General features: G+C 63.8%; 28 protein-coding genes. 24 read left to right on the top strand and 4 right to left on the bottom strand.

What is annotated here, in order from left to right; genetic code table 11:
• Positions 1 to 6 precede the first annotated feature (6 nt).
• From V6W80_RS17070 to V6W80_RS17045, 6 genes are all read left to right on the top strand, one after another.
• Positions 7 to 705, top strand: a complete 699-nt coding sequence (locus V6W80_RS17070) for a hypothetical protein (protein ID WP_338544889.1) — start codon at positions 7 to 9, stop codon at positions 703 to 705.
• Positions 702 to 1,187 (top strand): hypothetical protein, encoded by a 486-nt coding sequence (locus V6W80_RS17065; protein ID WP_338544888.1) that lies wholly within the window; start codon positions 702 to 704, stop codon positions 1,185 to 1,187. The genes V6W80_RS17070 and V6W80_RS17065 overlap by 4 nt, the downstream gene beginning before the upstream one ends.
• A gap of 125 nt (positions 1,188 to 1,312) precedes the next feature.
• A complete protein-coding gene (locus V6W80_RS17060) occupies positions 1,313 to 1,957 on the top strand; it encodes a glycoside hydrolase family 19 protein (RefSeq protein WP_338544887.1) in 645 nt (214 codons plus the stop codon).
• Positions 1,958 to 2,000: 43 nt separating this feature from the next.
• Positions 2,001 to 3,308, top strand: a complete 1,308-nt coding sequence (locus tag V6W80_RS17055; protein WP_338544886.1) for an SGNH/GDSL hydrolase family protein — start codon at positions 2,001 to 2,003, stop codon at positions 3,306 to 3,308.
• On the top strand, positions 3,308 to 3,718 hold the full coding sequence (locus V6W80_RS17050) for a hypothetical protein (protein ID WP_338544885.1): 411 nt from the start codon (positions 3,308 to 3,310) through the stop codon (positions 3,716 to 3,718). The genes V6W80_RS17055 and V6W80_RS17050 overlap by 1 nt, the downstream gene beginning before the upstream one ends.
• Positions 3,715 to 3,981, top strand: coding sequence for a hypothetical protein (locus V6W80_RS17045; protein WP_338544884.1), 267 nt, complete (start codon positions 3,715 to 3,717; stop codon positions 3,979 to 3,981). The genes V6W80_RS17050 and V6W80_RS17045 overlap by 4 nt, the downstream gene beginning before the upstream one ends.
• 119 nt (positions 3,982 to 4,100) lie before the next feature.
• Here the strand turns inward: V6W80_RS17045 and V6W80_RS17040 are convergent, their stop codons facing one another.
• Positions 4,101 to 5,048, bottom strand: a complete 948-nt coding sequence (locus tag V6W80_RS17040) for a DUF4760 domain-containing protein (RefSeq protein ID WP_338544883.1) — start codon at positions 5,046 to 5,048, stop codon at positions 4,101 to 4,103.
• 420 nt (positions 5,049 to 5,468) lie between these two features.
• On the opposite strand from V6W80_RS17040, the gene V6W80_RS17035 reads away from it, so the two are divergent.
• Positions 5,469 to 5,906 carry a hypothetical protein gene (locus V6W80_RS17035; protein ID WP_338544882.1) on the top strand — a complete coding sequence of 146 codons (438 nt, stop codon included), beginning with the start codon at positions 5,469 to 5,471 and terminating at the stop codon, positions 5,904 to 5,906.
• A gap of 497 nt (positions 5,907 to 6,403) precedes the next feature.
• Here the strand turns inward: V6W80_RS17035 and V6W80_RS17030 are convergent, their stop codons facing one another.
• On the bottom strand, positions 6,404 to 6,844 hold the full coding sequence (locus V6W80_RS17030) for a YhcB family protein (protein WP_064307427.1): 441 nt from the start codon (positions 6,842 to 6,844) through the stop codon (positions 6,404 to 6,406).
• 185 nt (positions 6,845 to 7,029) lie between these two features.
• Here V6W80_RS17030 and V6W80_RS17025 point away from each other — a divergent pair, with 185 nt between their 5' ends.
• The 6 genes from V6W80_RS17025 (at position 7,030) to rpsI (ending at position 12,026) form a co-directional block, all read left to right on the top strand.
• Positions 7,030 to 7,665: an alpha/beta hydrolase gene (locus tag V6W80_RS17025; protein WP_338544881.1), complete on the top strand. Its 636-nt coding sequence runs from the start codon at positions 7,030 to 7,032 to the stop codon at positions 7,663 to 7,665.
• Positions 7,666 to 7,698: 33 nt separating this feature from the next.
• Entirely contained in the window at positions 7,699 to 9,045 is a 1,347-nt protein-coding gene (locus tag V6W80_RS17020) for a tryptophan--tRNA ligase (protein ID WP_338544880.1), read from the top strand.
• 86 nt (positions 9,046 to 9,131) lie between these two features.
• Positions 9,132 to 10,226: a cell division protein ZapE gene (zapE, locus tag V6W80_RS17015; protein WP_017640912.1), complete on the top strand. Its 1,095-nt coding sequence runs from the start codon at positions 9,132 to 9,134 to the stop codon at positions 10,224 to 10,226.
• A gap of 54 nt (positions 10,227 to 10,280) precedes the next feature.
• Positions 10,281 to 10,982: a deoxyribonuclease V gene (nfi, locus tag V6W80_RS17010; protein WP_338544879.1), complete on the top strand. Its 702-nt coding sequence runs from the start codon at positions 10,281 to 10,283 to the stop codon at positions 10,980 to 10,982.
• A gap of 207 nt (positions 10,983 to 11,189) precedes the next feature.
• Positions 11,190 to 11,618 carry a 50S ribosomal protein L13 gene (rplM, locus tag V6W80_RS17005; RefSeq protein WP_007160609.1) on the top strand — a complete coding sequence of 143 codons (429 nt, stop codon included), beginning with the start codon at positions 11,190 to 11,192 and terminating at the stop codon, positions 11,616 to 11,618.
• 15 nt (positions 11,619 to 11,633) lie between these two features.
• A complete protein-coding gene (gene rpsI, locus V6W80_RS17000; protein ID WP_017640910.1) occupies positions 11,634 to 12,026 on the top strand; it encodes a 30S ribosomal protein S9 in 393 nt (130 codons plus the stop codon).
• A gap of 510 nt (positions 12,027 to 12,536) precedes the next feature.
• Here the strand turns inward: rpsI and rne are convergent.
• Complete coding sequence (rne, locus tag V6W80_RS16995; protein ID WP_338544878.1) at positions 12,537 to 15,812, bottom strand: ribonuclease E; 3,276 nt, start codon at positions 15,810 to 15,812, stop codon at positions 12,537 to 12,539.
• 705 nt (positions 15,813 to 16,517) lie between these two features.
• Here rne and rluC point away from each other — a divergent pair.
• From rluC to sppA, 3 genes are read left to right on the top strand one after another with little or no spacing between them, the layout of a single operon-like run.
• Complete coding sequence (rluC, locus tag V6W80_RS16990; protein ID WP_017641874.1) at positions 16,518 to 17,471, top strand: 23S rRNA pseudouridine(955/2504/2580) synthase RluC; 954 nt, start codon at positions 16,518 to 16,520, stop codon at positions 17,469 to 17,471.
• A complete protein-coding gene (locus V6W80_RS16985) occupies positions 17,464 to 18,150 on the top strand; it encodes an HAD-IA family hydrolase (RefSeq protein ID WP_338544877.1) in 687 nt (228 codons plus the stop codon). The genes rluC and V6W80_RS16985 overlap by 8 nt, the downstream gene beginning before the upstream one ends.
• Complete coding sequence (gene sppA / locus V6W80_RS16980; RefSeq protein WP_068383800.1) at positions 18,143 to 19,135, top strand: signal peptide peptidase SppA; 993 nt, start codon at positions 18,143 to 18,145, stop codon at positions 19,133 to 19,135. The genes V6W80_RS16985 and sppA overlap by 8 nt, the downstream gene beginning before the upstream one ends.
• Positions 19,136 to 19,153: 18 nt before the next feature.
• Here the strand turns inward: sppA and V6W80_RS16975 are convergent, their stop codons facing one another.
• Positions 19,154 to 19,732, bottom strand: coding sequence for a Maf family protein (locus V6W80_RS16975; RefSeq protein ID WP_026083935.1), 579 nt, complete (start codon positions 19,730 to 19,732; stop codon positions 19,154 to 19,156).
• A 99-nt stretch (positions 19,733 to 19,831) separates the two neighbouring features.
• Between V6W80_RS16975 and V6W80_RS16970 the strand changes: the two genes are divergently transcribed.
• The 8 genes from V6W80_RS16970 to pabC all read left to right on the top strand — a co-directional run bounded on the left by V6W80_RS16970 (position 19,832) and on the right by pabC (position 25,922).
• Entirely contained in the window at positions 19,832 to 20,359 is a 528-nt protein-coding gene (locus V6W80_RS16970) for a YceD family protein (RefSeq protein ID WP_081594602.1), read from the top strand.
• A 10-nt stretch (positions 20,360 to 20,369) separates the two neighbouring features.
• Positions 20,370 to 20,552: a 50S ribosomal protein L32 gene (gene rpmF, locus V6W80_RS16965; protein WP_007160601.1), complete on the top strand. Its 183-nt coding sequence runs from the start codon at positions 20,370 to 20,372 to the stop codon at positions 20,550 to 20,552.
• A gap of 33 nt (positions 20,553 to 20,585) precedes the next feature.
• Entirely contained in the window at positions 20,586 to 21,548 is a 963-nt protein-coding gene (plsX, locus tag V6W80_RS16960; protein WP_338544876.1) for a phosphate acyltransferase PlsX, read from the top strand.
• Positions 21,549 to 21,630: 82 nt separating this feature from the next.
• Positions 21,631 to 22,566 (top strand): ACP S-malonyltransferase, encoded by a 936-nt coding sequence (gene fabD, locus V6W80_RS16955; RefSeq protein WP_017641879.1) that lies wholly within the window; start codon positions 21,631 to 21,633, stop codon positions 22,564 to 22,566.
• A gap of 14 nt (positions 22,567 to 22,580) precedes the next feature.
• On the top strand, positions 22,581 to 23,324 hold the full coding sequence (gene fabG / locus V6W80_RS16950; protein WP_017641880.1) for a 3-oxoacyl-ACP reductase FabG: 744 nt from the start codon (positions 22,581 to 22,583) through the stop codon (positions 23,322 to 23,324).
• 167 nt (positions 23,325 to 23,491) lie between these two features.
• Positions 23,492 to 23,728, top strand: coding sequence for an acyl carrier protein (gene acpP / locus V6W80_RS16945; protein WP_007160597.1), 237 nt, complete (start codon positions 23,492 to 23,494; stop codon positions 23,726 to 23,728).
• A gap of 137 nt (positions 23,729 to 23,865) precedes the next feature.
• Positions 23,866 to 25,110 (top strand): beta-ketoacyl-ACP synthase II, encoded by a 1,245-nt coding sequence (gene fabF / locus V6W80_RS16940; RefSeq protein WP_026083937.1) that lies wholly within the window; start codon positions 23,866 to 23,868, stop codon positions 25,108 to 25,110.
• Positions 25,110 to 25,922, top strand: coding sequence for an aminodeoxychorismate lyase (gene pabC, locus V6W80_RS16935; RefSeq protein ID WP_338547462.1), 813 nt, complete (start codon positions 25,110 to 25,112; stop codon positions 25,920 to 25,922). The genes fabF and pabC overlap by 1 nt, the downstream gene beginning before the upstream one ends.
• Positions 25,923 to 25,925: the final 3 nt, after the last annotated feature.

Below are 25,925 nucleotides of genomic sequence, written 5' to 3'. Positions count from 1 at the left end.
GTTGTCATGTACGAAAACCTACTGATGGTTAAAGACGGCGTTGCATCCAGAACTCCCGTTCCAGAGTCTATATATGGATTGCCACCCGAAATCCTGCTTGATCTGACATGGGTAGATCCGGCATTAGGTCTTTATGACACCCAATGGTGGCCATCGAAGTTTGTTGACGGTGAGCTAGGTCGAGACTTCAAGTGGGGCGATGAGTCCTATCACCTGGACTACGAAAACCACATCGTGGAAATCACTCGCGAGCAGATTCCGCTGACTCAGGAAGAGAAGGATGAGCGACGTGCCCGAGAGCTGGCCTACATGTCTCCTATTATCGATGCCGAGCGCGATCGCCGGACTGCCATGGGCTTCGTCTACGACGGCAAGGCCTACCAGACCGAGAACCAAAGCCAGATCGACGACATACTCGGCAAGATGACCGATTCCCTGGCAGCGATCACTATCGACCAGGCCCAGCCCGGTGATCTGCGCTGGGCCAGCCCAGAGTACGATTTCGCCTGGAGCACTGCGGATGGGACCCTGGTGCCGATGGATGCTCAGACATGCCTGGCCTTCACCCGCTCAGCCGTTCGACGGAAGACGCTGCTGGTCGGCGCCGGCCTGGCGCTGAAGGCCATGGACCCGATCCCGGCCGACTACATAGACGATAAATACTGGCCGCCGCTGGACAGCACGGCCAAGACCACCCGCAAATGACGCCCGCCGTCGGCAAGTTCGACCGCTACCCGCTGATGCGGCAGATCGGGCGCTGGGAGTGGGTAGTGGAGGAGGTGTTCTCCTTCCATGACCCGGTGGTGGGCGTGATCACCTGCCCGGCGCCGTCGCCCACCGACCTGGCCAGCATCCGCTTCCTCCGCGAGGTGTTCCGCTGGGGCGCCATTATCGCTGTGGCGTTCGGCATCTTCAGCGCCGCCTTCGGCCTGCCGGTGGTGCTGGCCATCGTCGCCGCGGTGATCGCCCTGGCTGCCGTCCTGCTGTACGCCTACATCGCCGGCTACGGGAACCGGATGGGCGCCATGCACGACTTCCTCTACCGCACCAAGCGCTTCCCCAAGGAGGTGTGCGACCAGATCCTCTGGCGCATGGCCCGGACCGGGGAGGGCATGGCGCGCCCGCGAGCCGCCGTCTTCTACCTGGGCCCGGTCCTCGGCGGCCGGCGCCGCTACGGTCGGCGCTGAATCCTCACGCTCGCGCGGAATCGCCCGCCAGAAAGCACCGTCATCCCCTGAATCCTCGCGCTTGTGAGGACGGCCAACCCGATCAGCCCGCCACTGCGCGGGATTTTTTTCGCCTGGAGTTTCTCATGCCCATCACCGAGCACCAGCTGGTCGCCATCCTGCCCGGCGCGGCCAAGGTGGCGGCCGTCTTCGTCCCGGCGCTGAACGCCGCCATGAATCGCTACGCCATCGACCAGAACCCGCTGCGCATTGCCGCCTTCGTCGCCCAGTGCGGCCACGAGTCCGGCGCGCTGACCCGCCTGGTCGAAAACCTGAACTACGGCGCCCAGGGCCTGGCCAACACCTGGCCGAGCCGCTACGCCATCGACCCGCGCGCCAAAGAGCTGAAGCCGAACGAGCTGGCCGCCAAGCTGGCCCGGCGCCCTGAGGCGATCGCCAACAACGCCTATGCCAACCGCAACGGCAACGGCCCGGAAGCCTCCGGTGACGGCTGGACCTATCGGGGCCGCGGCCTGCTGCAGGTCACCGGCCGGGCCAACTACGTCGCTGCCGGCACCGCGCTGGCGCTGGACCTGGTCCATCACCCCGAGCTGCTGGAGCTGCCCTGGAACGCCTGCATGTCCGCCGGCCACTTCTGGTCGGTCAACGGGCTGAACCAGCTGGCCGACCTGCAGGACACCGTGGCCATCACCAAGAAGATCAACGGCGGTACCAAGGGTCTGGCCGAGCGCACCGCGCTCACCGCCCGGGGTCTGGCCGTTCTCACCTGATCCACCCACCCGGCTGCACCCACCGACAACAAGGACACGGACCATGCCCTATCCCCGCCGCTTGCCGCGTATTCTCGACCCGCTGTACGACCAGATGGAGGAGCGTGACAAGCTCGCCGGCTTGGCCACCACCGGTACCAACGTCCTGACCCGGGGCCTGTTCGGGCGCCTGCGGCAGCAGACCCTGACCGCCGTCACCACCTTCAACCTGCAGATCGAGCTGGAAGGCGAGTTCATGTCCTTCCGCGTGGGCATCCCCAACGTGTCCGCGACTCCTGTTACCGGGGTGAAGGTGTGCGTCGGCGTCTCTGCGGCTGTACCGGCCGCCAACCACCTGGTTGCCATCGCGCCGGAGCAGGGCGAGTGGATCGACCTCACCTTCAACGGCGCGGCCACTGTGGATCTGGCGGCGCGCTCGGCTGAGGAAGTCTGGAGCGTCACCTGGTCCGATCCGGTGTTCCTGCCCAGCGTGGTGCGCACCGATGCCACCACCGGCCGACCCCTGGTGCTGGTGCGCATGGAGTACCCGGCCAACTCGGTCGCCTCGATGCCCTACAACAACCTCTACAACTGGCGAAGCACCGGCCCGCGCGTGTGCCGCTGCTCGAACCAGGAGGTGCAGGGCGTCACCAACAAGCCCGCCTTCACCCAGGCCAACGTCTACAGCAGCGGCGGCGATGAGAAGGCGGTGGTTCCGCTGATTCAGTACATCACCGTCGCGCGCGGCCACCAGGTGCTGATCGGCGGTGACAGCATTCCCGAGGGTCTGGGCGGTAGTGTCCGCGACATGGGCGCCGTCCAGCGTGCCGTGCTGGCGCTGTCGACGCCTGACCGCCCCATTGAGTACGTGAACGCCGGACTGCATGCCCAGGTGCCGGACGTCTACAGCCGCCTGGTGGTGTCCCTGCTGGCGGCGGTGCGGCCGACGATCCTGGCCTATGCGCCCTGGTCGATCAACGACGTGCCCAACGGTGGCATGACCGCGGCGGGCCTCCGCCGGCTGAAGGGCGCCTTCGGACGTGTCATGGAGGGGCTCCGCACCGCTGGCCTGCGCCCCATCGTTTTCCTGCCTGAGGCGACGCCGGCCAACAGCGACAAGCGCCCGCATGGCGCTGGCGATCAGGTTCGCCGGGACCACAACGCCTTCTGGCTGCCGCGCTGCACGGGCGCCATCGTGGTGAAGGGCACCGCCGCGGTGGTCACCGGCACCCGGGACGCCTCCGGCCAGGACCAGATCAAGGTCGGCATGACCGATCCGAATGACGGGGTGCACTTCCTCGATCCGGGCTACGACGCCCTGGCCGAGCTCTGGAAGCCCTACCTGTCCCTGGTACAGGAGCGCCTGCAGTAATGGTCGTGTTCGAGCAGTACAGGGCGGCCGTGATCGCGGTCGCCGTTGTCGTCCTGCTCGGCCTGGGCGGAGTGATCGGCGGCGGGGTGGCCTACTGGATAACCGCCGGCCACTACCGGCCCATCGTCGAAGGCCTGCGGGATGACGTGAAGACCTCGGCCAGCACCCTCGCGTCCTGCCGGACCACCAGCAGCACGCTGGAAGGGCAGGTCGGACAGCAGAACCAGGCGCTGGCGGATCTCCGCCTGGCCGCCGAGAAGCGCGCCAAGGAGGCCGAGCCAATCCAGCAGCAGGCCGCCAAGGCCGCCGGCGAGGACTATCAGGCAGCCAACCGCCTGCAGCAGGAGCGCACCGGGGGCGACCCGGCGGCAGCCGCCGCAGCCATCATCGACAAGGAGTTGGGCCTATGAGGTGGATCATCGTGGGAATGGTGGTCGCGCTGGCGGGGTGCGCTGGCCAGCCCGTTGCCGAGCCCGAGCCGCGCGTGGTGCGCGTAGAGGTGCCGGTCCAGGTTCCGTGCCGGGTGACGTCGCCGGCGGTGCCGGCCTGGGCGGCGGAGGGGCTGCGCAAGGAAGACAGTCTGGAGGTGAAGGTGAGGGCGTTGCTGGCGGAGCGCAGACAGCGGATCGGCTACGAGCGGGAGCTGGTGGCGGCGGTAGCAAGTTGCCAGTAACCACTGGCTTAAGCTCATCAAGCAAAGCCAGGATCTGTGAAAGTGCGTACACATATTCTGAAGCTGATATGCAAGATACCTGTCGGTTATCAGCTTCAGATTAGATCCTCATGCCTGAGCTATGTCGGGCTAGGAGCTACTGGATGTCCATCAGTTGTTGCTAGTGATGGCGCTGAGGGCAGGGCTGTTTCCTTTTCAGTCTTTCCCTTGGGTTGTGGAGAAAATATCCTTTTCAGCTCATTGTCGTCAGGATATCTTACCCCCAGAGCAGCGTTGTCCGGATTTGAGCGGTACCGTTCTACAACAGACTCTTTGTTCCAGGCTTTACAAAGCTCAATCAATCCTTCAAAGTTTCTAGGGTCCGTTTTCTGGGACTCGATAATGATATGAAAGCCTCGGCGCTCTATGCCCGCCAAAATAGATGAGAAGCACTCTCTGAGAAGGCAGTCATCTAAGTCTCGATATCTAATACCTTGCGCCAAAAACTCAAAATAGTTAAGGATGTAAATAGTTCCCGATATTGCTTCCTCTATCTCATCAGGTACGACTACTCCTTGATATTCCGGTTTGGACTTATTGAATTTCCACTCGGCCAGTTCAGGCGGTATGACCGAGGAGATATAAATTTTAGAGCTTGCTCTCGTTTGTTGCTGGTATTCGCTGCTGGTTCTGGATGCCATGATTATGTTAAGAGTATGGCTTCTCCTGGCATTTGCAGCGGTGGTGATTGCCTGTATCCACCAACCCATGCCGACGAAAGATCCGGTCACAAGAACAGATAGGGAAGCCTGATAAGTTGGCTGATACCTTAAAATAGTATAGCTGCTAACAATTATAATCCACACTATCCCGCTGAACACGGGTAGCATATCTCGAGTGTCTGGGTATTTTTCTAAAATAAAATTATACGCTGATAGGACAAATAGTGTTGCGGCAGAAAGCACTACCAGTGCATCAATTATATCGATGCTGAAAGGTATAATAATGTTGCCTAGGCTGATTATGGCTCTTGTTATTACGAGGCACGCTAATACACCAGCTGCGGCACCAATTTTACCATTGCTCATTACAATTCCCTTTTGAATAAAAAGGGCCCCGAAGGGCCCTTTCTGGTAATCTAAAAGTCAGCCTGCACCAACTCCGGTTTCAATTTTCATAATTAGCGCCCTCTCACTCCATTGGTTTATGAAATCTTACTCGGCAGCTGGATAAATAATGCATGTTATTCCAGCTACCGGTTGACCTCGCGAAGCTTCTGTGGTTCCAGAGGTCTGAATCGTGCTTGCGCGTAGGATCTGATAGGCGTATCGGCCAGTCAACCAGTTTCCTAAAAAATTTTGATAGCGCTTTGGTTGCGCACGTCGGGAATCCTTGTCTGGCTATATGGAATCGGCACGCCGACGCTGTCCACTACCGTTCGTCGCTCTCGGGCTTGATGCTACTAGGTCTCCTCAATACTGTATGGAAAACCAGTATTGGGCTTTGCCATGGAACAAGTCGACGAGTTCGGCAGCTTCGGGGGTGATGACTTCGACCCTGACTGCCTGGAGATGATCAGGAACCAGCGCGACCTCTACGTCGATGAGATCGCGATCATGCGCGGGATCATGGGGCGGCTGCGCCAGAACCTGCTGACAGTGCTGGCCGAGCGCGATCAGCTGTGGGCTGAGGTTCGCATTGTCCGAGGGTTTAAGCAGCTCAGCGTGCAGAAGTGGATGGCCGGGGGAGGTGATGGGGCCCCGGCGCCGTCGCTGGGAGAGATCGACGTGAAGTATCACGAGCTGCTGCTGGTGGTGAACGTCACCCAGAAGGAGAACGAGCGCCTTCGCCAGGAGCTGGCCGCGGCCAGGGCGATGGCCGTGGACGAGAAGATGGACGCCGATCGGCTGCGCAGCCAGGTCAGTTGGCTGCAGGGAAAACGGTAGGGGATTGGGTGTCGGCAGAACGCCGGAGGTGGGAAAAAGCCTTCCCCAAAACTGGCGCGTAAGTATGCGTCAGCAAAGGAAAGTATCGAGCAGTAAAACGACCTATCGGAATAGGCCGTTTTCGGTCTGCAGCCCTTGCGCTAGCTGGGTTTCGCCTGATTTACCATCGCATTCCAGGCCTTGATGTCGTAGAGGCTCAGGCCACTGGCCGCTGCGGGCATGGTGTTCTCCTGCGAAAGACTAAGAGCCTGCTCAAAGTCTGCTGCGCGTCGGCCAAACGGCGTTAAAAATGGCATTCGGAATGCTCATTTACCACTCGTAAACTCCGCTTCCTCAGCCATTTTTGCCTTGTTTGGCTCTAGCTCGCGAGCCTTTGAACAGGCTCTAACAACCGCGGATTATGCCATGACGGGCCGGAAAAGGGCCGGACGTCGCGTCCCGAGTGACGAGGGCGGGCGCCGGAAAGCAGAAGGCCGGGGAGTCCCCGGCCTTGGCGATCAACCGCGGCTTTTCACGCCGTAGGTTTCATCGAGGGTGCCGGGGGTGCCGTCACCCTTGGGCGCGTAGTCCCGCGGCGCTTCGGTCGGACCGTCGATGCGCTCGCGACTGGATGGGTAACGCTGCTCGGCGCTGTGCAGCGAGGCCAGCAGGTGCTGACGGGTCAGCTCGTCCTGGGCCAGACGCTCGGCGCCTTCAGACAGGTGCGACTGCATGTCCTGGTAGGTCTGGGTGAGCTTGCGCACCAGGCCGGCGGTGGTGCTGAAGTGGCTGGTGACCTCGTGCTGGTAGTCGTCGAACTTCTTCTGCAGGTCATCCAGCTGGCGCTGCACGCGGCTCGGCGCGGCACCCGGCACCAGGCGCGCCAGCAGAAAACCTATCCCGACCCCGATCAGCAGCGCGATCAGGGGCAACAACCAGGTAGTGAGCGACTGTTCCACGAAACTTCCTCTATGAGCGGCTTTGCTTTACGGTAACGGCAGACCAGCGAGCCTGTACACTGGGTTGCGTCATCTGCCATTCGCTGGGCGTCATCATACCCCGCACTCAGGCATCGCGCAGGATCGACCCTATCAAAATCAACTCCTTGGATGAGCACTGTTCGTCCGGGGGCACGGAGTCAAGCGTGTCAGCCCGTGAACAATCTCTGCTACTGGAGGGCCCCGCGGGCACTCTGGAAGCGCTGTACCAGAGCCCGGACGCCCCTGCCGGCGCTGTACTGCTCTGCCATCCCCATCCGCTCCATGGCGGCGCCATGCAGAACAAGGTGGTCGCCACCCTGCAGCGCATCGCCCGGGACGCCGGCCAGGCCACCCTCAGATTCAACTTCCGGGGCGTTGGTGCCAGCACCGGCGTGCATGCCGGCGGTGAAGGCGAGATCGACGATGCCGCGGCCGCCGTGGCCTGGTTGCGCGAGCACCATCCCGACCTGCCGCTGACCCTCTGCGGTTTCTCCTTCGGTTCCTGTGTCGCCGCCTGCCTGGGCGGCCGCCTGGAAGGCGAGGGCGTGGCGGTGGAACGGCTGTTCATGCTGGCGCCGCCGGTGGAGCGCTTCGCGGTCGACGGCCGCCTGCCACAGCGGGCGCGCCTCACGGTGATCCAGCCCGAAGCCGACGAGGTGGTGACCCCTGAGCGGGTCTATGCCTGGTCCGCCGCGCTCGAACAGCCGCACGAATTGCTCCGCGTCGCCGAGTGCAGCCATTTCTTCCATGGCAAACTCGTCGAACTCAAAGATCTGGTCCTGCCGCGCCTGCAGGCCTGACCCTCGTTAGTCTCTCGGATTCCCAGCGCCTCCATGACCACTCGTATTCTCACTGGCATCACCACCACCGGTACCCCGCACCTGGGCAACTACGCCGGGGCCATCCGTCCCGCCATCCGCGCCAGTCTGGCCGCCGATGCCGACTCCTTCTATTTCCTCGCCGACTACCATGCCCTGATCAAGTGCGACGATCCCGCGCGCATCCAGCGTTCGCGCCTGGAGATCGCCGCCACCTGGCTGGCCAGCGGCCTGGATCCGGAGCGCGTGACCTTCTATCGCCAGTCCGACATCCCCGAGATCCCCGAACTGACCTGGCTGCTCACCTGCGTCGCTGGTAAGGGCCTGCTCAATCGCGCCCATGCCTACAAGGCCGCGGTAGACCGCAACCTGGAGCAGGGCGAGGATCCCGACGCGGGCGTGACCATGGGCCTCTACAGCTACCCGGTGCTGATGGCCGCGGACATCCTCATGTTCAACGCCCGGCGCGTACCGGTCGGGCGCGACCAGATCCAGCACGTGGAAATGGCCCGCGACATCGGTCAGCGCTTCAACCACCTGTTCGGCAACGGGCGCGACTACTTCTCGCTGCCCGAGGCGGTCATCGAGGAAAGCGTGTCCACCTTGCCCGGCCTCGACGGTCGCAAGATGTCCAAGAGCTACGACAACACCATCCCGTTGTTCGGCAGCGCCAAGCAGCTCAAGGACGCCATCGCCCGGATCGTCACCGATTCGCGCCTGCCCGGCGAGCCCAAGGACCCGGACAGCGCCCATCTCTTTACTCTCTACCAAGCCTTCGCCACCCCCGAGCAGAGCGCGGCCTTCCGCGCGGCCCTGCAGGACGGTTTGGCCTGGGGCGAAGCCAAGGGTCAGCTGTTCGAGGTACTAGATGCCGAGCTGGGCGAGGCCCGCGAGCGCTATGCGGCGCTGATCGCCCGTCCCGACGATCTGGAAGACATCCTGCTGGCCGGCGCCGCCAAGGCCCGCCGCGATGCCACGCCCTTCCTCGGCGAACTGCGCGAAGCCGTGGGCCTGCGCTCGCTCAAGACCCAGGTCGCCGTCGGCAGCACCAAGAAGAAGACCAACAAGACCGCCCGCTTCGTCAGCTTCCGTGAAGGCGATAGCTTCCGTTTCCGCCTGCTCGACACCGACGGCACCGAACTGGCGCTGTCGATCCCCTTCGCCGAAGCCAAGACCGCCGGCATCACCAGCAAGCAGCTGGTCGCGACGCCGGCCAGTGTCGTGGCGGGAGACGGCAATGGCTTCCAGCTGCTGCTGGACGATCAGGTGGTGGCCGAAGGCGTCGCCAGCGATTCCCCCGCCACCCGTGACGCCCTTGTCGAGCGCACCCGCGCCGCCCTGGCGCAATTGGCCGAAGCCTAAAGGGCACCCGCGGTCCCCGGCGTTGTCAACGCCGGGGACCGCCATTACAGTGACCACCCTTTTTTCCCACCCGACCAGAAGCCGCCATGACCCCCCTCGAGCGTTACCAGGCCGACCTCAAGCGCCCGGAGTTTTTCTACGATGCTGCCCAGGAAGAGGCCGTCCGCCATCTGCAGCGCCTCTATGACGAATTGCTCGCCGAGCCCGCGGCCAAGGGCGGCCTGTTCGGCAAGCTGCTCGGGCGCAAGACGGTCACGCCGGTCAAGGGGCTGTATTTCTGGGGTGGGGTAGGGCGCGGCAAGACCTATCTGGTCGATACCTTCTATGACGCCCTGCCGTTCAAGCAGAAGATGCGCACCCACTTCCATCGCTTCATGAAGCGCGTGCATGAAGAGTTGCGCACCCTCAAGGGCGAGAAGAATCCCCTGACCATCATCGCCCGGCGCTTCGCCGACGAGGCGCGGGTGATCTGCTTCGACGAATTCTTCGTTTCCGACATCACCGACGCCATGATCCTGGCGACGCTGCTCGAAGAGCTGTTCAAGAACGGCGTGAGTCTGGTCGCCACCTCGAACATCGTGCCAGACGGCCTCTACAAGGACGGCCTGCAGCGCGCGCGCTTCCTGCCGGCCATCGCGCTGCTCAAGGAGCACACCGAGATCGTCAACGTCGACAGCGGCGTGGACTATCGCCTGCGCGCCCTGGAGCAGGCCCAGCTCTTTCACTATCCGCTGAGTGAGGAGGTCGAGGCCGCGATGGCCAAGAGCTTCCGTTCGCTCACCGTCGAGTGCAACGACCTCTGCGAAGACGTGCCGCTGATGATCGAGAATCGCGAGATTCGCGCCCGCCGCACCTGCGAAGACGTCGCCTGGTTCGATTTCCGCGCCCTCTGCGACGGTCCGCGCAGCCAGAACGACTACATCGAGCTGGGCAAGATCTTCCAGACGGTGCTGGTCAGCAACGTCGAGCAGATGGATGCGCTCAAGGACGACATGGCGCGGCGCTTCATCAACCTGGTCGACGAATTCTACGATCGCCAGGTCAAGCTGATCCTGTCCGCCGAGGTCGAACTCAAGGACCTCTATTCGGGTGGCCGCCTGGAGTTCGAATTCCAGCGCACCCTCAGCCGTCTGCTGGAAATGCAGTCCCACGAGTACCTCGCTCGACCGCACAAGCCCTGAACCCTGGCTGGGTTGAAGGATCAATCCTTTGACCCAGGTTTTCGGGAGGTACGTGTGAATTCTGACCCCTTCGCCGATTGGGATGGCTCGCCTACCCAGGCGCGCATCCTGCAAAAGCAACTGGCCAAGCAGGTCCTGTTGCACGACGACTTCGGCTCGCCGCGGCGTTATGCCGGCGTCGATGTAGGCTTCGAGGAGGGCGGCGAGATCACCCGCGCGGTCGCCGTCCTGCTGGATGCCGAGACCTTGCAGCCGCTGGCCCATGCCGTCGCCCGCATCCCCACCGTGATGCCCTATGTGCCAGGCTTGCTGTCCTTTCGCGAACTGCCGGCGTTGCTTCAGGCCTTGGCGGAATTGCCAGAGACCCCCGAGCTGGTGTTCTGCGATGGCCACGGCATCGCCCATCCACGCCGATTGGGTATCGCCGCTCATCTGGGCGTGGTCACCGGTCTGCCGACGATTGGCGTGGCTAAGAAGATTCTCACCGGTCACCACGCCGAACTCGCCGAGAGCCGTGGCAGTCAGGTCGAATTGCTGGATTGCGAAGGCGCGGTGATTGGGTCGGTGCTGCGCAGCAAGGATCGGGTCAAGCCGCTGATCGTCTCGCCCGGCCACCGGGTCAGTCTGGCCACCGCGCCCGCGCTGGTCATGGCCTGTGTCAGACGCCACCGCCTGCCGGAACCCACACGGCTGGCAGACCACCTGGCCTCACGCCGTCAGGGCTCGGCGGCTACCCAGGCGCTCTTTTCCTTCTGATTCTCTGCTTGCTTTTTTACCCTGAGCGGGTATCATGCCGCAGCTTTCTTGGCGGGGGATGCCTAAGCCTGCCGAGATCGCCGTAGCGGACGCCGACCCGAGCCCCCGAAGAGCGTCTGTTTCCGGCTGCCCCTGACTTGTCTGGGGTTGCACTGTTGTGTAGAATTTGCCGTCTTTTTACCAGGGCGGCCTCTGAGGCCATAGAGAATGAAAACTTTCACCGCAAAACCGGAAACCGTTAAGCGCGACTGGTACGTCGTCGACGCTGCTGGCCAGACTCTGGGTCGTCTGGCTACTGAAATCGCCACTCGCCTGCGTGGCAAGCACAAGCCCGAATACACCCCTCACGTTGACACCGGCGACTACATCGTCGTCATCAACGCCGAGCAGGTTCGTGTGACCGGTGCCAAGACTACCGACAAGATGTACTACCATCACTCCGGTTTCCCGGGTGGCATCAAGTCGATCAACTTCGAAAAGCTGATCGCCCGTGCTCCCGAGCGCGTCATCGAGACCGCCGTCAAGGGTATGCTGCCGAAGAACCCGCTGGGCCGCGACATGTATCGCAAGCTCAAGGTGTACAAGGGTGCGAACCATCCGCACACCGCTCAGCAGCCCCAAGAACTCAAGTTTTAATCGGGATAGTACAACATGTCGGCAACTCAAAATTACGGTACCGGCCGTCGTAAGACTGCCACCGCTCGTGTCTTCCTCCGTCCGGGCACTGGCAAGATCTCCATCAACGATCGTGCTCTGGACACCTTCTTCGGCCGCGAAACCGCGCGCATGGTCGTGCGTCAGCCCCTCGAGCTGACCGAGACCCTGGAGAAGTTCGACATCTACGTCACCGTCGCTGGCGGTGGTGTGAGCGGTCAAGCCGGTGCTATCCGTCACGGCATCACCCGCGCTCTGATCGAGTATGACGAAGGCTACCGCAGCTCCCTGCGCAAAGCCGGTTACGTCACTCGTGACGCCCGTGAAGTCGAGCGTAAGAAAGTCGGTCTGCGCAAAGCGCGTAAGCGTCCGCAGTACTCCAAGCGTTAATCCTTCGGGATACGCTCGAAAAACCCAGCCAAGCGGCTGGGTTTTTTTATGCCCGGCATTTTTCCAGCAGGGATGTCGTAGGTTGGGCTGAGGCAGCTCCACCGCCGAAGTCCGGCAGCGACCGTACCTTGAGGCGTTGGGCTTCGCTACGCTCAGCGCCAACCTACGGGGTTGTGCCTAGGCAACGTAGGTTGGGCTGAGACGGTTCTATCGTCGAAGCCCAACAAGCAAGCAATGCATCCCTGTTGGCGTTGGGCTTCGCTACGCTCAGCGCCAACCTACGGGGGTATGCCTGGGTAACGTAGGTTGGGCTGAGACGGCTCTGTCGTCGAAGCCCAACAGACAATGCATCCGTGTTGGCATTGGGCTTCGCTACGCTCAGCGCCAACCCGCGGGGATGTATCCGGGCGGCGTGGGTGGGGCTTACCAGCTACCGCAGGCCCTGGCACCTCCTTGAATTCCGGGCATGAAAAAGGGCGCCAAGGCGCCCTTTTTCATCTACCGCCAGAATCAGCGGGTGTGGTTTTCCCGCGACTCGTTACGCTTGCGGTCGAGCTCGGCCTGAGTGGCTTCGTCTTCTTGCACCGTGTCGGCCTTGGGGGCTTCTGCGGGGCTATCGTGCTCGCCGGTCAGGGCGATGTTGGCCGCTTCTTCCTGGGCAGGGCTGGGCACGACTTCGACGGGCTCTTCCACCACGATTGGCGCGGACTCGGCTTCAGCGGCGGGCAGCTCTTCGGCGGCCTGGACGGGCTGAGCCTCGGGTGCCTGCTGCGGCTCTACGGTCCCTACCGCTGCGGTAGCGAAGGTTTCCTCGGTTTCCGCGATGGCGCCCAGGGCAGGGGCTTGCGCATCCTGCTCGGCCTGCTTGGCACGGGCAGCCTCAGCTTCACGGGCCAGGCGCTCACGGCGACGACGCTCGCGCGGATCATTGGAGGCGCGACCTGCAGCCGATTCTGCCGCGTCGGTCTCGACCGGTGCTGTGGGGATGGGCGCGGTTGCGGTTACCGGAGCGACCTGCTCGGCGACCGGTGCGGCGATTTCCACTTCCTGGTGCGGTGCACGCTCGTCCTGCAGCTGGCTCACCTGGGGGGTGAGGATCTCCGGCTGGGCAGGGGCGTCTGCGGCAGGCTGCTCCAGCGCAGCTTCCTGAGTCGCTTCGGCGGCGGCAGGAGTGGTGTCGGCAGCGACTGTCGGTTCCTGCTGGCGAACGTCACGAACCTCTTCCTGGGTAGCAATGGCGGTCACGCTTTCGCTGACCACGACGGCGGTACCCAGGGCGACCGCGGCCGGCGCGACAGGGGCATCGGTGGCTGCAGTACTCTGCTCTTCGTCTTCGATGAAGTTGCCGTTGGCATCACGCTGACGCTCGCGACGGTTACTGCGACGACGCTGACCGCGGGAACGGCGACGCGGACGCTCTTCGCCTTCTTCCAGCTCCTCGTTGCCGTCTAGTACCTCTTCTTCGTTCAGCTCTTCGGCACTGGCCGCTTCCTGACGCTCTTCGCGCACCTTGCGTTCTTCGCGCGGTTGACGCTCTTCACGCGGCTTGCGCTCTTCGCGAGTCGGACGCTCTTCGGCACTCACGCGCTCTTCGCGCGGCTGACGCTCCTCACGAGGTTGGCGCTCTTCGCGGGGCTGACGCTCTTCACGCGGCTGGCGCTCTTCGCGATTGGCGCGCTCCTCACGCGGCTGACGCTCTTCGCGCGGCTGGCGTTCTTCACGCGGTTGACGCTCTTCGCGGTTGGCGCGCTCTTCACGGGGCTGACGCTCCTCGCGAGCCGGACGATCTTCGCGGGCCTGACGCTCTTCGCGGGGCTGACGCTCTTCGCGGGGCTGACGCTCTTCACGCGGCTTGCGCTCTTCGCGGGCCGGGCGCTCGCTACGCTCGCCACGGTCAGCGCGGGGCTGACGCTCTTCACGCGGCTTGCGCTCGTCGTCACGACGGCCTTCGCGGCGGCGATTCTGCTGGCGACCGTTGCGGCGCTCGTCCTGGCTGCGCTGCTCGTCGCTGCTCTTGGCGGCGACCGGCGCGGCAACGGCCTTATCGGCCATCGGCTGCTCTTCGGTCTTGCCGGCGAACAGGCTGACCAGGGACTTCACCAGGCCCTTGAACAGGTTCGGCTCGGCAGTGGCCTTGGCTGCGGGGGCGGCGGGCGCCACCACTTCGGCGGTGACCGGAGTAGGGGCCGGCGCGCGCTCGGGCGCGACCTTCACCGCCGCTTCCTGGCGCACCAGGGTGCGGGTGGAGCTGACCGGTTGCACCTCTTCGGCTTCGGTATTGGCCATCTCGTAGCTGGACTGGCTGTTCAGCAGCTCGGGATTGTCGTCACGCAGACGCTGCACTTCGAAGTGCGGGGTCTCGATGTGATCGTCCGGCAGGATGATGATGCGCACGCGGGTACGCAACTCGATCTTGGTGATGCTGTTGCGCTTCTCGTTGAGCAGGAAGGACGCGACCTGGATGGGTACGTGGGCACGGACCTCGGCGGTGCGGTCCTTGAGGGCTTCTTCCTCGATCAGGCGCAGGATGGCCAGCGACAGGGATTCCACATCGCGGATGATGCCCTGGCCGTTGCAACGGGGGCAGACGATGCCGCTGGTTTCCCGCAGGGAAGGGCGCAGGCGCTGACGGGACATTTCCAGCAGGCCGAAGCGCGAGATGCGACCGATCTGCACGCGAGCGCGGTCGGCTTCCAGGGCTTCGCGGACACGATCTTCCACGGCACGCTGGTTCTTGACCGGGGTCATGTCGATGAAGTCGATGACGATCAGGCCGCCGATGTCGCGCAGGCGCAGCTGGCGGGCGATTTCCTCAGCCGCTTCCAGGTTGGTCTGCAGGGCGGTTTCTTCGATGTCGCCACCCTTGGTGGCGCGCGCCGAGTTGATGTCGATGGACACCAGGGCTTCGGTGGGGTCGATGACGATGGAGCCACCCGACGGCAGCTTCACTTCGCGCTGGAAGGCGGTCTCGATCTGGCTTTCGATCTGGAAGCGATTGAACAGCGGGACGCTGTCCTGGTACAGCTTGATCTTGCTGGCGTACTGCGGCATCACCTGGCGGATGAAGCTCAGGGCCTCTTCCTGGGCTTCGACGCTGTCGACCAGGACCTCGCCGATGTCCTGGCGCAGGTAGTCGCGGATGGCGCGAATGATGACGTTGCTTTCCTGATAGATCAGGAAGGGACCCTTGCGCTCGCCCGAGGCTTCGTTGATGGCGGACCAGAGTTGCAGCAGGTAATCGAGGTCCCACTGCAGCTCTTCGGTGCTGCGGCCGAGGCCTGCGGTGCGCACGATCAGGCCCATGTCGCCCGGAGCGTTCAGGCCGTTCAGGGCTTCGCGCAGTTCGTTGCGCTCTTCACCCTCGATGCGACGGGAGATGCCGCCCGCGCGGGGATTGTTGGGCATCAGCACCAGGTAGCGACCGGCAAGGCTGATGAAGGTGGTCAGGGCGGCGCCCTTGTTGCCGCGCTCTTCCTTTTCGACCTGGACGACTACTTCCTGGCCTTCGGAGAGCACTTCCTTAATGTTGACGCGGCCTTCCGGGTTCTTCTTGAAGTATTCCCGGGAGATTTCCTTCAGCGGCAGGAAGCCGTGGCGATCGGCCCCGAAGTCGACGAAGGCGGCTTCCAGGCTGGGTTCGATGCGGGTGATGCGGCCTTTGTAGATGTTGGCCTTTTTCTGTTCGCGGGCTCCGGACTCGATGTCCAGATCGAACAGGCGTTGACCGTCGACCAAGGCAACCCGCAATTCCTCGGGCTGGGTCGCGTTGATGAGCATTCTCTTCATGTAATACCACTACGTTCCAGGCTCTCGGCCCGCGTGGTGGCAACAGGATTCAGGAGAAGGGTGCACGGGGTCGTATCGAAACCGGAGTAGCTCCGGTCTTCGTGTCCAGCAGCAGGCCCGGGGGCGTGCCGCGACTACGTCTCCTGCAGGCGCTTGAGCGACTGCCTTTGCAGCTCCGCAGAAGGAGGAATCAACCAGGCATGGTGCGGGCGTGACAGCCGAAAGGCTCGGGCAGCCGGGTCGTCGCGGGATTCGTGTCAGGTGTCGCGGTTGGAGCATCGGCCGTTGGCCTTGAGGCTTCCACCTGCGATCGTCACCTTGGCCGAAGCTGGGCGCGAAGCGGGCTGCAGGCGTACTGTCAGGCTACGCGATACGCTGGTTGTGCATCTCCATCCTGCACACAATCTTCAGGAATCTGGTGCCGCCCGCAAGGTCCGGAGCGGTTGTCGTTTTACAGCTGGCACCCTGGGTGCCGCTGCCTTGGTTACCAGGCGGATCGCAGCTCGCCACTCACCCCCTTGGGCAGAGTCGGCGGTCTGCTGGACGGCCAGACGTCCAGTGACTATTGCATTTGCAGCCTATTATTCGCGGGCGGAATCGACGGCCTCGCGAGCGGTGCCATCCAGACAGGACTGATAACCGCCTCCGGACTATAGCAGCAAGCTTTAAGTGCTTCAAATAAGGGAAAATTGCTATCATCTGCCGATGACTAAGCCTCCTTCTCCCAGCACCGGCGTTCAACTGCTCGATGTGCCCGCCGACTATGCCGGCCAGCGTATCGACAACTTCCTGCGTACCCAACTCAAGGGCGCGCCCAAGACCCTCATCTATCGCATCCTGCGCAAGGGCGAAGTGCGGGTGAACAAGGGGCGCATCAAGCCCGACTATCGTCTACAGGCCGGCGACCAGATTCGCGTACCGCCGCTGCGGCTGTCCGAGCCCGGCGAGCCGGCACCCCTGGCCAAGGGGCTGCTCGAGCGGCTGGAAGAGTCCATCGTCCACGAGGACAAGGCCCTCATCGTCATCAACAAGCCGGCCGGGATCGCCGTGCACGGCGGCAGTGGCCTGACCGGCGGGGTCATCGAGGTCTTTCGCCAGCTGCGTCCCGAGGCCCGCGACATCGAGCTGGTCCATCGCCTCGACCGGGATACCTCGGGCCTGCTGATGATCGCCAAGAAACGCAGCATGCTGCGTTTCCTGCACGAGGCCTTGCGTGGCGATGGCGTCGACAAGCGCTATCACGCCCTGGTGCGCGGCCATTGGCCGGCGGCCAAGAAGAAAATCAATGCGCCGCTGCTGAAGAACACCCTCAGATCCGGCGAGCGCATGGTCGAGGTCAACGACGAAGGCAAGGAAGCGCTCACCGAATTCCGCGTGCTGCGGCGCTATGGGGAATTCGCCACCCTGGTCGAGGCGCGGCCGGTGACCGGTCGTACCCATCAGATCCGCGTCCATGCCCGTCACGCCGGGCACGCCATCGCCGGTGATCCCAAATACGGTGATGAAGACTTCTCCCAGGAGATTCGCGAGCTGGGCGGCAAGCGGCTGTTCCTGCACTCGGCGAGTCTGGTGATCCCCTTGCCCGAAGGTGGTGAGCTGCGCCTGGAAGCGCCGGTCGACGGCACCTGGAGCCAGACGCTGGAGCGCCTGGATGCCTGACTACCAGCTGCTGATCTTCGACTGGGACGGCACCCTGGCGGATTCCATCGGCCGGATCGTCGAGGTGATGCACGTGGCGGCCGAACAGCTGGGGCTGCCGCCGCGTAGCGACGTGGCCATCAAGGGCATCATCGGCCTGGAGCTGGTCGCGGCCATCCAGACCCTCTATCCGCACCTGGTGACTCCGGCGCAGATCGAGGGCTTTCGCGATGCCTACAGCGCCGAGTTCGTCCGCCGCGAACAGGAGGCATCGCCGCTGTTTCCGGAGGTGATGAGTGGGCTGCAGCGTTTTCGCGCCCAGGGTTACCAACTGGCCGTGGCGACCGGAAAGAGCCGGCGTGGGCTGGCCCGTTCGCTGCAGCAGCATGGCCTGAGCGAGTTCTTCGATATCACCCGTTGCGCCGACGAGACGGCCGGCAAGCCCGATCCGCAGATGGTGCAGGAGATCCTCGCCCATTGCGGCGTGGGGCCTGAGCGTGCCCTGCTGGTGGGAGATGCGGTGTTCGACCTGGAGATGGCCCGGCGCGCCGGGGTCGCTGCGGTCGGGGTCGCCTATGGTGCCCAGCCGGCCGAGGTGCTGAGGGATTTCGGACCGCGCCTGGTGATCGAAGCTTTCGCGGACCTGGCGCTGTGGCTGGGTGACAACGTTGTGGGCAGGAGTGAGGTAGGGCATGGCTGACGAGTGGAAGGAAGACAATGGGCGTGCGCGTCCGGCGGACGACAAGACCTGGGCCCTGATCGAGAAGACCATGCTCGCCAGTGTGCGCGAGCAGCGGCGGGCGCGGCGCTGGGGCATCTTTTTCAAGCTGCTGACCTTCGCCTACCTGATCGTCATGCTGGTGCTGTTCACGCCGCTGCTGTCGTTGGGCAAGAAGGGTGGGGTGACCGAGTCCGGTGCCCATACCGCGCTCATCGAGCTCAAGGGCGTGATCGCCGACGACGAGAAGGCCAGTGCCGACAATGTAGTTACGGCCCTGCGCAAGGCCTTCGACGACAGCAACACCCGTGGCGTGGTACTGCGCATCAACAGCCCAGGCGGCAGTCCGGTGCAATCCGGCTACATCTATGACGAGATCAAGCGCCTGCGCGGCCTGCATCCGGACATCAAGCTGTACGCGGTGATCACCGACCTGGGTGCCTCGGGCGCCTACTATGTGGCCAGTGCGGCCGATGCCATCTATGCCGACAAGGCCAGCCTGGTCGGCTCCATTGGCGTGACCGCGGCTTCCTTCGGCTTCGTCGGCACCATGGAAAAGCTGGGTGTGGAGCGGCGCGTCTACACCTCTGGCGAGCACAAGGCTTTCCTCGATCCCTTCCAGCCGCAGAAGCCCGAGGAAACCCGCTTCTGGCAGCAGGTGCTGGATACCACCCATCAGCAGTTCATCGACAGCGTCAAGAAAGGGCGTGGCGACCGGCTCAAGGTCGAGGGTCATCCCGAGTTGTTCTCCGGATTGGTCTGGTCCGGCGAGCAAGCCCTGACCCTGGGACTGATCGATGGCCTGGGCAGTGCCAGCTACGTGGCGCGGGATGTGATCAAGCAAGAGCGGCTGGTGGACTATACCCAGGAAGATTCGCCCTTTGATCGCTTCGCCAAGCGCCTGGGCGCCAGCGTCGCCGAGCGTCTGGCCCTCTATATGGGCTGGCAGGGTCCGACGCTGCGCTAGGGCAGCGTCCAGCAGGTCTCAGGGGACCTGCAGTCCTGCCTCGCGCAGCAGCGCGGCGAGCCGAATGAGGGGGAGGCCGATCAGACTGGTCGGATCCTCTCCCTGCATGGCGTCGAAGAGCGCGATGCCGAGGCCCTCGGCCTTGAAGCTGCCGGCGCAGTCATAGGGCTGTTCCGCCAACAGGTAGCGGTCGATCGTCGCCGCGTCGAGCGGGCGAAAGCGCACCTGGAAATCCACCACCTCGCTACGGCACTCGCCGGTGCGACTGTCCAGCAGGGCGAGTCCGGTATGGAATACCAGCGTCTGGCCACTGGCGCGGGCCAGTTGCTGGTGGGCCCGTTCATGCGTCAAGGGCTTGCCGAGAATCTCGCCATCAATGGCGGTTGCCTGATCCGAGCCGATGATGAGCGTGGGCGCGGGCTGGTCGGCCAGGGCGGCAGCCTTGGCCCGCGCCAGTCGCTCCACCAGCGCCCGGGGGCTTTCGCCGGGTAGCGGCGTCTCGTCGATGTCCGGCGACTGGTGGGCGAAGGGCAGGTGCAACCTTTCCAGCAATTGGCGGCGGTAAGGTGAGCTGGAAGCGAGTAGAATGAGAGGCATCGGTTTGTTCTCGGGCGCGGTCGACCAGAGGTCGGTCGGAATCGCTTCGGGGTTAATTTCCTTTGACAGCCGTAAGGCCGTCCCTATAATGGCGCGCTTATGTTGAATGGGCCAATTCCACCTCAGGTCGATCCTCGCAAATTGGCGGATCGCGGCGTAACCCTCAAGGGTGAGCTGCCTCTCGCGAACATGCGGCGTGTCGGCGAGCAGCTCGTGAAGTCCGAAGGCGCGGTAGCCGTCGTCCTCGACTTCGGGCGTGATCAACAAAAGCAATTCGTCATCCATGGTGTCCTGGATACCGCGGTCGAGATGATTTGCCAGCGTTGTCTGGAGCCGGCAGTGCTTCCCATTAGCAGCGAATTCGATTTCGCCGTGCTCTGGGAAGGGAAGTCGGCCGATGCCTTGCCACAGGGTTACGATGCCCTGGAGGTTGGTGAAGAACCCCTGGATCTGCATAGCCTGATCGAAGAAGAGCTGTTGCTCGCTCTGCCGATCATTCCTGTGCATCCGGAAGGTGCTTGCCAACATCCGGAAGGTTTCGAGGCGCCCGAAGAGCCGGCGGACGAGGAAAAGCGACCCAACCCGTTCAGTGTACTTGCGCAGTTGAAGCGTGACCCAAACGTTTAGGAGTTAAATCATGGCTGTTCAGCAGAACAAAAAATCCCGTTCCGCTCGCGACATGCGTCGTTCGCACGACGCCCTCGAAGCGAACGCTCTGTCCGTGGAAAAGAGCACCGGTGAAGTTCACCTGCGCCACCACGTGTCGCCCGACGGTTTCTACCGCGGTCGCAAAGTGATCGACAAGGGTTCCGACGAGTAGTCCTCGATCGAAATCGTCATCGCGATCGATGCAATGGGCGGGGACTTCGGTCCCCGCTGCATTGTTCCTGCTTCATTCGACGCTCTCGAGCGTTTCCCCGCCTTACAGCTTCTCCTCTGTGGTCAGCGCGACGCCCTGTCGGCCTGGTCACCGCCTGCCTCCCTCGCCAACCGCCTGCAGTTCGAATACGTCGATGCCCTCGTCGGGCCCGATGAGCGACCCGCTGCTGTGGTGCGCAGTCGCACCCGGACCTCCATGCATGCCGCCCTCGAAGCGGTCCAGCAGGGGCGTGCCCAGGGCTGCCTGAGTGCCGGCAATACCGGGGCCTGGATGGCGCTCGCGCGACAGCTGCTCGGAACGCTGCCGGATATCGATCGACCCGCCATGGTATCGGCGCTGCCCGGACGGGACAGGCATCAGACGCTGCTGCTGGATCTCGGCGCCAACCTCGACACCTCGGCCGAACAGCTGGTGCAGTTCGCCTATCTGGGCGCGGGGGCGGCCCAGGCGCGGGGTCTGGTGCGGCCAAGGGTCGCGCTACTGAACGTCGGGCGCGAACCGGGCAAGGGCACGCCGGTGATTCAGGACGCCGCCCGGCGCCTCGCTCAGAGTCAGGCCTTCGATTTCATCGGCTTCGTCGAAGGCAGCGATCTCTATGCCGCCGCAGCCGACGTGGTGGTCTGCGATGGCTTCACCGGCAACGCCGTGCTCAAGTCCGGCGAGGCGCTGCTGCGCCTGCTGGTCGAGCGCAGCGGCACGGCCTCCTGGCTCGAACGTCGGTTGCTGCAACCCTGGCTGGCCCGCCGTTTCCGTCATTGGAATCCGGAGCTGCGCAATGGCGCGAGCTTTCTCGGCTTGAACGCGGTGGTGGTGAAGAGCCATGGCGCGGCAGGCGAAGTCGGTCTCGTTCAGGCCATCGAGCGCGCTCTGCGCGACGTGGAGACTGATCTGCCTGGCCGTATCCGGTTAAACTTGGCGGCTCTGAAAGCGGTGTGACCGACCGGTCAACACCGACATCTCAGTCTGTCAGTGGCGGAATCGCGGTTTCGCCAGCAATGGACCTACAAGAGACCTGCCTATGTCCGCCTCTCTCGCTTTCGTCTTTCCCGGTCAGGGTTCCCAGGCCCTGGGCATGCTGGGTGAGTTGGCCACGCACCATGCGCTGATCGGCGAAACCTTCGCCGAAGCCTCCGCCGTCCTCGGCTACGACCTCTGGGCGCTGACCCAGCAGGGCCCCCAGGAGTCGCTCAACCAGACCGACCGTACCCAGCCCGCCATCCTGACCGCCTCCATCGCGTTATGGCGTCTGTGGCTGGCCGAAGGCGGCACCAAGCCGGCCTATGTCGCCGGTCACAGCCTGGGCGAATATTCGGCGCTGGTCGCCGCGGGCAGCCTGCCGTTCGCCGAGGCGGTACGCCTGGTGGCGCGTCGCGGTGAGCTGATGCAGCAGGCCGTGCCGGCCGGGCAGGGTGGCATGGCCGCCATCCTGGGTCTGGAAGATGCCCAGGTGCTGGCCGCCTGTGCCGAAGCCGCCCAGGGCGAGGTCGTGAGCGCAGTCAATTTCAATGCCCCGGGTCAGGTGGTGATCGCCGGTGCCGCCGCCGCGGTAGCGCGCGCCATCGAGGCCTGCAAGGCGCTGGGTGCCAAGCGCGCCGTGGCCCTGCCGGTCAGCGTGCCGTCCCACTGCGAGCTGATGCGCCCGGCGGCCGAGCGGTTCGCCGAGGACGTACGCGGCTGCACCTGGAGCCAGCCGGAGATTCCGGTGGTGCAAAACGTCAATGCCGGCGTCAACACCGACCTGGACAGCCTCCAGCAGGATCTGCTGGCCCAGCTCTACAGTCCGGTGCGCTGGGTCGAATCCGTACAGTACCTGGCTGCCCAGGGCGTCACCCACCTGGTGGAGTGCGGCCCCGGCAAGGTGCTGGCCGGTCTGAACAAGAGATGCGTCAAGGGCGTGGAAACGCTGGCCCTGGACACCCCCGACGCCTTCGCCGCCGCGCGCGCGGCTTTTTGAATCGAGGAAACGAGATGAGTCTGCAAGGTAAGGTCGCCCTGGTCACGGGCGCCACCCGTGGTATCGGTCAAGCCATCGCCCTGGAACTGGGCCGCCTGGGCGCCACTGTGATCGGCACCGCGACCAGTGAGGCGGGCGCCCAGCGCATCGCCGAGTCGCTCAAGGCCAACGGTATCGAAGGCACCGGTCTGGTGCTCAACGTCTCCGACAACGCCTCCGTCGCGGCTGCCCTCGAGCAGGTCCAGGCACAATTCGGCGCCCCGTCGATCCTGGTCAACAACGCCGGCATCACCCGCGACAACCTGATGCTGCGGATGAAGGACGACGAGTGGTTCGACGTGATCGATACCAACCTCAACAGCCTGTTCCGCCTGTCCAAGGCTGTGCTCAAGGGCATGACCAAGGGGCGCTGGGGTCGCATCGTCAGCATCGGCTCGGTGGTGGGAGCCATGGGCAATGCCGGCCAAGCCAACTACGCCGCCGCCAAGGCCGGTCTCGAGGGCTTCACCCGGGCGCTGGCTCGCGAGGTGGGTTCGCGCAATATCACCGTCAACGCCGTTGCGCCTGGCTTCATCGATACCGACATGACCCGTGAACTGCCGGAAGCCCAGCGCACCGCGCTGCTGACCCAGATCCCGGCCGGCCGCCTCGGCCAGGCCGACGAGATCGCCAAGGTGGTCGGCTTCCTGGCCGGCGAGGGCGCGGCCTATGTGACCGGCGCCACGATCCCCGTGAACGGCGGAATGTACATGAGCTGACCGGCGTTACCCCCGCGCGGCTATTGCGCTAAGCTGGTAAACTGTCGGACCAGCAATGGCCGTGCATACGTCTTGATGTCGCGTCAGCTTGAAATACGGAAATCCCTTTCTATACACTTACGCGCAATCCGTTGTGCGGATTTTTCCTTTAGGAGTGAGAACACGGTATGAGCACCATCGAAGAACGCGTTAAGAAGATCGTCGCTGAGCAGCTCGGCGTGAAGGAAGAGGAAGTTACCAACAGCGCTTCCTTCGTCGAGGATCTGGGCGCCGACTCCCTTGACACCGTCGAACTGGTGATGGCTCTGGAAGAGGAATTCGAGACCGAAATCCCGGACGAGCAGGCTGAGAAGATCACCACCGTCCAGGAAGCTATCGACTACATCGTTGCTCACCAGCAATAAGTAGTCGCCAGTTTCGGACACAAGAAGCCGCACGTCCTGTAGGGCGTGCGGCTTTTCTTTAGGTCCAAGGTCAAGATCGCTGGAATCGGCTTTTTTTAAGAGGGGTGGCCGCCCCGGAAGGACAAGAGGAGTTGGGTGTGTCGCGTAGACGTGTCGTGATCACGGGTATGGGCATGGTATCGCCGCTTGGCGCCGATGTGGCGAGCAGCTGGGAAGGCATCCTGGCCGGTCGCAGCGGTATCGCGCCGATCGAGCATATGGACGTCTCTGCCTTCAGCACGCGGATCGGCGGATCGGTCAAGGGATTCGACGTGGAGCAGTACCTGTCCGCGAAGGAAGCCCGCAAGCTGGATCTGTTCATCCAATACGGTCTCGCTGCCAGCTTCCAGGCCATGCGTGACAGCGGTATCGAGGTCAACGATGGCAATCGCGAGCGCATGGGTGTCGCCATGGGTTCCGGCATCGGTGGACTGACCAATATCGAGGCGAATTGCCAGTCGCTGCTCGCCCAGGGTCCACGCCGTATTTCCCCCTTTTTCGTCCCGGGCTCCATCATCAACATGGTGTCCGGTTTCCTGTCGATCCATCTGGGTCTGCAGGGTCCCAACTATGCCATCGCCACCGCCTGCACCACGGCGACGCATTGCATCGGCATGGCGGCGCGCAACATCGCCTACGACGAGGCCGATGTCATGGTCGCCGGCGGTTCGGAGATGGCGACCTCGGGTTTGGGTCTGGGTGGCTTCGGCGCGGCGCGTGCCCTGTCGACCCGCAACGACGATCCGACCCGCGCCAGCCGGCCCTGGGATCGCGACCGTGATGGCTTCGTGCTGTCCGATGGCGCCGGCGCCCTGGTGCTGGAAGAGTACGAGCACGCCAAGGCGCGGGGCGCCCGCATCTATGCCGAGCTGATCGGTTTCGGCATGAGCGCGGACGCCTTCCACATGACCGCACCGCCGGAAGACGGCGCGGGTGCCGCTCGTTGCATGAGAGCGACCCTCAAGGACGCCGGCATCGCGCCGGAAGCGGTCGACTACGTCAACGCCCATGGCACCTCCACGCCAGCCGGCGACCTGGCTGAAGTAGCTGCCCTCAAGCAGGTGTTCGGCGAACAGGCCAAGCGTCTGAGCGTGAGCTCCACCAAGTCCATGACCGGTCACCTGCTGGGTGCCGCGGGTGCGGTGGAGGCCATCTTCACGGTACTCGCCCTGCGCGATCAGGTGGCGCCGCCCACCATCAACCTGGACCATCCCAGCGACGGCTGCGATCTGGATTTCGTGCCTCACGAGGCGCGGCAGCGGCCCATCGAAGTGGCCCTGTCCAATTCGTTCGGCTTTGGTGGTACCAACGGCAGTCTGGTGTTCCGGCGCTTCGACGCTTGATCCAGGACTGGCTCAACGGCCAACCGCTGGATCCCGGTCTGCAACGCGACCGGGGTCTGGCCTATGGCGATGGGCTGTTCGAGACCATCGCGGTACGCCGGGGCCAGCCACGTCTGTTGGACCGTCACCTGCAGCGGCTGGCCACGGGTTGCCAGCGGCTGCGTATTTCCGGCGACATCGCGCAGCTGGACGCCGAGATCCGCGCCTATGCGACGCTGCTGGGAGAGGGCGTCGCCAAGCTGCTGCTCACCCGTGGTGATGGCCTGCGCGGTTATGCTCCGCCGGCCGAGCCCGAGGTGCGACGGCTGTTGCTGGGCTCCCCGGCACCGGCCTATCCGGCAGTCCATGCCACCGAGGGCATCGCCCTCTATCCATGCACCACACGCCTGGCGCACCAGCCGCTGCTGGCCGGACTCAAGCACCTGAATCGACTCGAACAGGTGCTGGCGCGTGGGGAGTGGAGTAGCACCGAGTATGCCGAAGGCCTGATGCTGGCTCAGGACGGCAGGCCGATCGAAGGGGTATTCAGCAATCTGTTCCTGGTTCGCGCGGGGCGGCTGCTGACCCCCGCGCTCGATGATTGTGGCGTGGCCGGCGTGATGCGTGGCCTGCTGCTCGACATCGCCGCCGCGGAGGGCATCCCGACCGAGGTGCTATCGCTGTCGCTGGATGACCTGCTCGGTGCCGACGAAGTTTTCCTCTGCAACAGCCAATATGGTATCTGGCCCGTGCGCCGGTACGCAGCCGCGAACTGGTCCGTGGGACCGGTGACCCGTAAACTGCAAGGTTCGATAAACGAGATTCTGGAATAGCCG

Origin of the sequence: Pseudomonas benzopyrenica, assembly GCF_036884265.1 — a bacterium.
GTDB classification, from domain to species: domain Bacteria; phylum Pseudomonadota; class Gammaproteobacteria; order Pseudomonadales; family Pseudomonadaceae; genus Chryseomonas; species Chryseomonas benzopyrenica.
This window is presented reverse-complemented; position numbering and strand designations above follow the sequence as displayed.